The sequence below is a fragment of the Alteromonas portus genome (genome assembly GCF_005117025.1).
GTDB lineage: Bacteria > Pseudomonadota > Gammaproteobacteria > Enterobacterales > Alteromonadaceae > Alteromonas > Alteromonas portus.
This window is the reverse complement of sequence record NZ_SWCO01000005.1, coordinates 741,688-748,406: the sequence shown is the minus strand read 5'-3', so window position 1 is coordinate 748,406 and position 6,719 is coordinate 741,688. Positions and strand designations below refer to the sequence as shown.

The following is a 6,719-nucleotide window of genomic DNA, read 5'->3' as shown; positions in this document are numbered from 1 at the left end:
AAATATGGTGCGGAAGGAGAGACTTGAACTCTCACGCCGTGAAGCACTGGAACCTAAATCCAGCGTGTCTACCAATTCCACCACTTCCGCAAAAAAGTGGGGTGGACGATGGGACTTGAACCCACGACAACCGGAATCACAATCCGGGGCTCTACCAACTGAGCTACGCCCACCACTGTAGTCCTGCATCTGTTTATGTGTGAATTGAAAACACATAAACGCCTATCAAGCGGTCAGGACCTAGCTAGGTCGCTTGATAGTGCTCTTTATTTCAATTCGCAAGCCGAACGTTCGAGACATTAAATCGCTGAACTAGGAGTGACCGCGAAATCGAAAAAAGCATAAATGGTCGGTGAGACAGGATTTGAACCTGCGACCCCTTGTACCCAAAACAAGTGCGCTACCAAGCTGCGCCACTCACCGACAGGAATGCTTACATTAAGCTTTTGATAAAGCTTGAAAATATGGTGCGGAAGGAGAGACTTGAACTCTCACGCCGTGAAGCACTGGAACCTAAATCCAGCGTGTCTACCAATTCCACCACTTCCGCAAAAAAGTGGGGTGGACGATGGGACTTGAACCCACGACAACCGGAATCACAATCCGGGGCTCTACCAACTGAGCTACGCCCACCATAGGGTGTGTTTGCAATTTACACGCTATATTTTAGCAGTGTAAATGTAAAAATTCAGCCTTGCTATCAGGACCTACCTGACTCGCATGGCGCGCCCGGCAGGATTCGAACCTGCGACCCACGGCTTAGAAGGCCGTTGCTCTATCCAGCTGAGCTACGGGCGCTTGGCGAATCTTCGCTGCAAAAAGTGGTCGGTGAGACAGGATTTGAACCTGCGACCCCTTGTACCCAAAACAAGTGCGCTACCAAGCTGCGCCACTCACCGACTGTTGTAGCGACCTAGAAGCATCAGCCTCTGTGCCGTTACGGGGTGCGAATATTACTGACATCCCCCCACCTCGTCAAACACTTTTTTAAATAAAATCATCAACCGCTCACAAAGCATCCATTATCACGTTTTTTTGAACAATCTCCCACATATATACCTATTTTTAGCCAAGGTATTATCGGTTTTAAGGTTGTTTCAGGGTTTTAAGTAAACTATGAAAATTAACGTATAGATAAGCCATAGATCATTTATATACTTGCTAGTTCATTTTATCGGTATTTCTTCTGCCACACACATTTATTGTCTTGCAGTTCTATTTATCAACAGCCAGGTTTTCGTACCTAAGTAGTCACCACAAAGTAACTTTTCTAAAAGACGTTTATATAAGGTGGCTCACTTTGAACATCTGCACGGAATAATTGTTAGGCAATAACTACTAGAGTATTAGCCCTGTTTTATGAAACAATATAGGGCACTTGTTGACCACCCAACCACATAAGAATCGTATAAGACTATGACCGCCCATCTTATTGACGGCAAATTAATTGCCAAACAAGTCCGCCAACACGTCACGTCCTATGTTGAATCGCTTACACAAGCGGGTAAAAGACAGCCAGGTCTTGCCGTTGTGTTAGTAGGCAGCGACGCAGCTTCGCAAGTCTATGTTTCTAACAAACGTAAAGCATGCGAAGAAGTGGGTTTCATCTCTCGCTCTTTCGACCTGCCTGCTGATACAACAGAAGAAACCTTGCTGAGTTTAGTGGACGAGCTAAACGATGATAAAGAGATAGACGGTATTCTGGTCCAGCTTCCCCTTCCTGCTGGATTAAACGCAGAAAAAGTACTAGAGCGTATTCACCCGCATAAAGATGTAGACGGATTCCATCCGTACAATATTGGCCGCCTTGCTCAACGTATACCTGCATTACGTCCGTGTACGCCAAAGGGTATTATGACAATGATTGAGTCAACCAAGCGCCCTGTTAAGGGTTTGGATGCAGTGATTGTCGGTGCGTCGAATATCGTGGGTCGTCCTATGAGCCTTGAACTGCTATTAGCAGGTTGCACCGTAACAACTTGTCATAAGTTTACGCAAGACCTTAAAAGTCATGTCCAACGCGCAGATTTACTCGTAGTCGCAGTGGGTAAACCTAACTTTATACCTGGCGACTGGGTAAAACAGGGGGCAATTGTGATTGATGTGGGTATTAACCGTTTGAGCGATGGTTCATTGGTGGGTGACGTAGATTTCGAGAAAGCGAAAGAGCGCGCTGGCTGGATAACTCCCGTACCTGGCGGTGTTGGCCCGATGACGGTAGCCAGTTTGATAGAAAATACGCTGGAAGCATACGTAAAATATCATTCTTGAAACACTAGTGCTTAACCAAATCCTGAAGGCAGAAATTTAATTTCTGCCTTTTTGCTTTATACTCCCCTTACTTTGAACAAAGACTTACGTAAATCAACACCTTTTATGACAGAATCAACATTTCCGTTGTGCAAACAGCATGTAATTGATGCAACGCTCAAGTGGGTTGATGATATTGTGATAAAACACAATTTCTGCCCCTTTGCACGCTATGTAAGGACCCCCAACCAAATTCGGTGTGTGGTAGTTTCAGGCGATGCAGGAAATGTTATCCAGTCGCTTTACGATGAGTTGCGATATTTAGAAGAGAACGATACCACCGCCACAACGCTAATCGCACTAACCCACTCATCCATTGCTGATTTCAATGAATACCTCGATGTATTAGCAATTAGTGACAATATGCTTCATGACTGGGGATACAGCGGCACTTACCAACTCGCCAGTTTCCATCCCAATTATGTGTTCGACGGAATTGACGAGGATGACGCTGAAAACTATACCAACCGTTCACCCTACCCGCTTTTACATTTAATTCGTGAAGCGGATATCACACGCTATATGAAGAAAGAAGAAGATGCTGAGAAGATATTCAGCCATAACATTGAAAAAGCACAAAGACTTGGCTGCCCTTATTTTGAGGATGTATTAAACGCGCTTAAAAAAGATAAGCCCACTCGCTAGCACACGTGAAGCTTCCTTTCTAAGCCAAGTAAAAAAACTTACACTAAAAACAGAATAGTCACGTGAACAGAGCAGGCCCAAAGGTTTGGATCACTCCAGGGAAACCAATATAAAAACTCTGCTACTAGCAGAATGTTTATTCGGTTCAAGCTTTCACTTGCGACGCCACTTTACTTGTAAATTGTGTGAGTTATATGACACCTTTACCTATTTTTTATTACGTTAAGGCTAAAACGTGAATACCCACAATTCATTTTCTCTCGAGGCTATAGCGACCGTTGCTACACCTTTTAAGCAAAAGTTTGCTATTCCAAGACAGCCCAACTTGGCTAACGCCCAAGGCATTATCACCTTTGAAGATGGCTTTAACGATATCAACATGCTTAAAGGGATAGAAAATTACAGTCACCTATGGCTGCTTTTTATCTTTCACCAGAATATCGAACGCGGTTGGAAAAATACGGTGAAAGCCCCTCGCCTAGGTGGCAATGCTACTATGGGCGTGTTGGCAAGTCGCAGTACTCACCGACCTAATGGAATTGGCATGTCTGTGGTGAAAAACAAAGGCGTAGTTAGTAGTAATGGAAAAACACAATTAGTGGTAGAAGGGGTAGATTTAGTCGACGGTACACCGCTTGTCGATATCAAACCCTATATCGCATACGCTGATAGTGTGCCTAGCGCCAGCGATAACCTTGACGACATTAACCCCATCCCTAATCGCGATGTTTCATTCGCTGATACAATCCAGCCGATGCTTGCTGAAATTGAGAAAAAACACCGTAATTTTTCTGCCTTAGTGATCGCGGTACTATCTCAAGACCCCCGCCCCGCCTATAAACAGCAGCTTGAAAATGACGAAAAAACCTACCGCGTGACGCTATACGACATTGATGTGGGTTTTGAAATAAAAGATGCAATTGTTAAGGTCACGGAACTAGTTCATTTAAGTTAATTGCATTATTAGTGGTAACAGTCTGTGGCGAAATAGCTCACAGTTAATTAGAATACGCCCAAACGTGTGACACCTCGTCTTGGTTCAAGCATTCCGCTATGTTTTGTTTAGCGAATTGCCTTTTGCGAAAGACCATCACACTAACCGTCATAAATACATTTATAACAGGATACCTGCTTTACATGCGCACTAGTCAATATTTGCTCGCCACGCAGAAAGAAACACCTGCAGATGCAGAGGTTATCAGCCACCAGCTAATGCTAAGAGCTGGTATGATCAGAAAGCTTGCCTCGGGTCTATACACGTGGTTGCCATCTGGTCTTCGTGTACTCAACAAAGTAGCCAATATTGTTCGTGAAGAAATGAACAAAGCAGGCGCAATAGAAGTGCTAATGCCCGTTGTTCAGCCTGCAGACCTGTGGGAAGAATCTGGACGTTGGGAAGAATACGGCCCAGAGTTACTTCGCATTAAAGACCGCCACCAGCGTGATTTCGTATTAGGCCCAACGCACGAAGAAGTTATTACTGCACTTGTGCGTAATGAAATTAGCAGCTACAAGCAGCTTCCACTGAACCTGTACCAAATTCAGACCAAATTCCGAGACGAAGTACGCCCTCGTTTCGGCATTATGCGCGGTCGTGAATTTACCATGAAAGATGCGTACAGCTTCCACTTGGAAGATAGCTGTTTAGAAGAAACGTATCAAAAAATGTACGACGCTTACTGCAACATATTCTCGCGTATGGGCTTAGACTTCAGGGCGGTAATTGCTGATTCTGGCTCTATTGGTGGTAATCATTCGCACGAGTTCCACGTACTTGCCGCATCAGGTGAAGACGATATCGCTTTCTCAAGCGAAAGTGACTACGCGGCAAACGTTGAAATGGCTGAAGCTGTGGCGCCTGAAAAGGCAGTTGCTTCGGGTGCGGCCGTTGAGACTAAAGATGCCAAAGGTAAAGATTTCAATGCCATTTTAAAAAGCGTAGAAGCCGAAGTGACAAACGCGGTTAAACTTGTAGTTGTAAAAGCCGCTAATGAAGTAGACAGTAAAGGCGAAGAAGTAATTTCTGATAAATGGGTTGCTCTTGTACTTCGCGCTGATCATGAGCTTAATGATGTAAAAGCAGAGAAGTTAGACGGCGTTGCAAGCCCGCTTGTTGAAGCATCGTTTGAACAAGCAAAAGATATCCTTGGGGTTTCACCATTATTTGCTGACGCCACCAACCTACCTATACCAGCGTTTATTGATGCCAGCGCAGCAGCCCTTGCCGATTTCACTACAGGCGCGGGCGCAGGCGGTAAGGTAAATATCAACGTAAACTGGGCTGACAATATCAATGGCGTTGATATTCGCAACGTTGTGGCAGGCGATGCATCACCAGATGGTAAAGGCACACTTGATATTAAACGCGGCATAGAAGTGGGTCATATCTTCCAGCTTGGCAGCAAATATTCAGAAGCCATGAACTGCGGTGTACTAAGCGAGACTGGTAAACACCAAACCCTTACTATGGGTTGTTACGGAATTGGTGTGTCTCGAATTGTTGCAGCAGCTATCGAGCAAAACCACGATAAATTTGGCATAAAGTGGCCAGATCCAATTGCACCGTTTAAAATTGCATTAATACCTATGAATATGCATAAGTCTCACCGCATAAAAGAAGCAGCAGAGGCGCTGTACGAAGAGCTTGTTGCTCTAGGCGTAGAAGTGTTGTTTGACGACAGGAAAGAGCGCCCGGGTGTAATGTTCAATGACATGGAATTAATTGGCATACCTCACAGCATTGTCATTGGTGAAAGAAATCTGGATAATCAACAGGTTGAATATAAAAATAGACGTACTGGCGAGAAACAGTTATTAGATCTCAGCGCAGCAAAAGATTTTGTAGCCGCACTCTAACACCTGAACTCGCCCATTAGATAATAAAAAGAGGGCGTATGCGGTTAACATTTTATGGCGTAAGAGGGTCAATTCCTACTCCGGGAGCAGCTTACGTCCGTTATGGCGGCAACACCGCATGCGTTCATATTGAGCTTGAGGATGGTACTGATATCATCCTCGACTCAGGCACAGGTATTCGCTTGCTTGGCGATCGCCTTGTAAAAAAAACCTCTCCTATCTACCTCTTATTAAGTCACAATCATTGGGACCATATTCAAGGCTTCCCATTTTTTGCACCTATTTACCAAGAATCACGGGAAATAAACATTTATCCGGGCCAAACATCCCTCAATGAACCGGCACAAATTTTAAACCAAATGGAAGGGTCTTTATTTCCTGTGCCTAAAAGCGCGTTGAAGTCGACGATTACGCTCGTTGAGCTTCCACCTGCGCAAAGTACGTTTACCGTGGGCAGCGCCACTATCACCCGGTTAGCCATGAATCACCCAGGCAGCGGTAGCGCTTACTGTATTGAAGCTGACGGTGCCAAAGTTGCTTACATTACCGACAACGAACTCTATCCTCCCTACAAAAAAGAAACAGACTTTATCGATTTTGCCAAGTTTGCGCAGGGTGCCGACCTACTTATTCATGATGCACAGTACATGCTATCTGACATGCCGGCAAAAAATGGCTGGGGTCACTCTGTTGCGGAAGAGGCCGTAAAACTCGCTATGGCATGTGATGCTAAGCAATTAGCGTTATATAGTCATGATCCAGAACGCACCGATAACGATATAGATGATGTTGTAGACCATTGTAATGAATATGTCACAGTGGCAGAGTCTACTTTATCAATATTTGCATCTTCAGAAGGCCAAACACTGGACTTCAGTTAAGCATAATAACAACCCCTTGCTACGGAG

5 protein-coding genes and 7 tRNA genes are annotated in these 6,719 nt (G+C 44.7%); 5 read left to right on the top strand and 7 right to left on the bottom strand.

Translation table 11 applies throughout. The annotated features are described in order from the left end of the window. Positions 1–5: 5 nt before the first annotated feature. The 7 genes from E5672_RS11200 to E5672_RS11170 all read right to left on the bottom strand — a co-directional run bounded on the left by E5672_RS11200 (position 6) and on the right by E5672_RS11170 (position 899). Positions 6–90 (bottom strand) — tRNA-Leu (locus E5672_RS11200). Between the two features lie 7 nt (positions 91–97). Beyond that, a tRNA-His gene (locus E5672_RS11195) sits at positions 98–173 on the bottom strand. A 173-nt stretch (positions 174–346) separates the two neighbouring features. Next, positions 347–423 (bottom strand) — tRNA-Pro (locus E5672_RS11190). 42 nt (positions 424–465) lie between these two features. Further along, positions 466–550: transfer RNA gene (locus E5672_RS11185), tRNA-Leu, on the bottom strand. A 7-nt stretch (positions 551–557) separates the two neighbouring features. After that, positions 558–633: transfer RNA gene (locus E5672_RS11180), tRNA-His, on the bottom strand. An 88-nt stretch (positions 634–721) separates the two neighbouring features. Continuing rightward, a tRNA-Arg gene (locus E5672_RS11175) sits at positions 722–798 on the bottom strand. Between the two features lie 24 nt (positions 799–822). Next, a tRNA-Pro gene (locus tag E5672_RS11170) sits at positions 823–899 on the bottom strand. A gap of 517 nt (positions 900–1,416) precedes the next feature. On the opposite strand from E5672_RS11170, the gene folD reads away from it, so the two are divergent. The 5 genes from folD to E5672_RS11145 all read left to right on the top strand — a co-directional run bounded on the left by folD (position 1,417) and on the right by E5672_RS11145 (position 6,692). Further along, positions 1,417–2,271, top strand: coding sequence for a bifunctional methylenetetrahydrofolate dehydrogenase/methenyltetrahydrofolate cyclohydrolase FolD (gene folD, locus E5672_RS11165; protein WP_136782260.1), 855 nt, complete (start codon positions 1,417–1,419; stop codon positions 2,269–2,271). Between the two features lie 105 nt (positions 2,272–2,376). Next, entirely contained in the window at positions 2,377–2,955 is a 579-nt protein-coding gene (locus E5672_RS11160; protein WP_136782259.1) for a DUF1415 domain-containing protein, read from the top strand. Between the two features lie 235 nt (positions 2,956–3,190). Beyond that, positions 3,191–3,910, top strand: coding sequence for a tRNA (N6-threonylcarbamoyladenosine(37)-N6)-methyltransferase TrmO (gene tsaA / locus E5672_RS11155; RefSeq protein WP_136782258.1), 720 nt, complete (start codon positions 3,191–3,193; stop codon positions 3,908–3,910). Positions 3,911–4,092: 182 nt separating this feature from the next. After that, on the top strand, positions 4,093–5,811 hold the full coding sequence (locus E5672_RS11150) for a proline--tRNA ligase (protein ID WP_136782257.1): 1,719 nt from the start codon (positions 4,093–4,095) through the stop codon (positions 5,809–5,811). A 38-nt stretch (positions 5,812–5,849) separates the two neighbouring features. Beyond that, the gene (locus E5672_RS11145) at positions 5,850–6,692 is read left to right on the top strand and encodes an MBL fold metallo-hydrolase (protein ID WP_136782256.1); all 843 of its coding nucleotides are present in this window, start codon (positions 5,850–5,852) and stop codon (positions 6,690–6,692) included. The last annotated feature ends 27 nt before the right edge of the window (positions 6,693–6,719 follow it).

Coding starts and splice junctions, on each gene's coding strand:
- folD (WP_136782260.1), top strand. CDS start 1,417: ATGACCGCCCATCTTATTGACGGCAAATTAATTGCCAAACAAGTCCGC.
- E5672_RS11160 (WP_136782259.1), top strand. CDS start 2,377: ATGACAGAATCAACATTTCCGTTGTGCAAACAGCATGTAATTGATGCA.
- E5672_RS11150 (WP_136782257.1), top strand. CDS start 4,093: ATGCGCACTAGTCAATATTTGCTCGCCACGCAGAAAGAAACACCTGCA.
- E5672_RS11145 (WP_136782256.1), top strand. CDS start 5,850: ATGCGGTTAACATTTTATGGCGTAAGAGGGTCAATTCCTACTCCGGGA.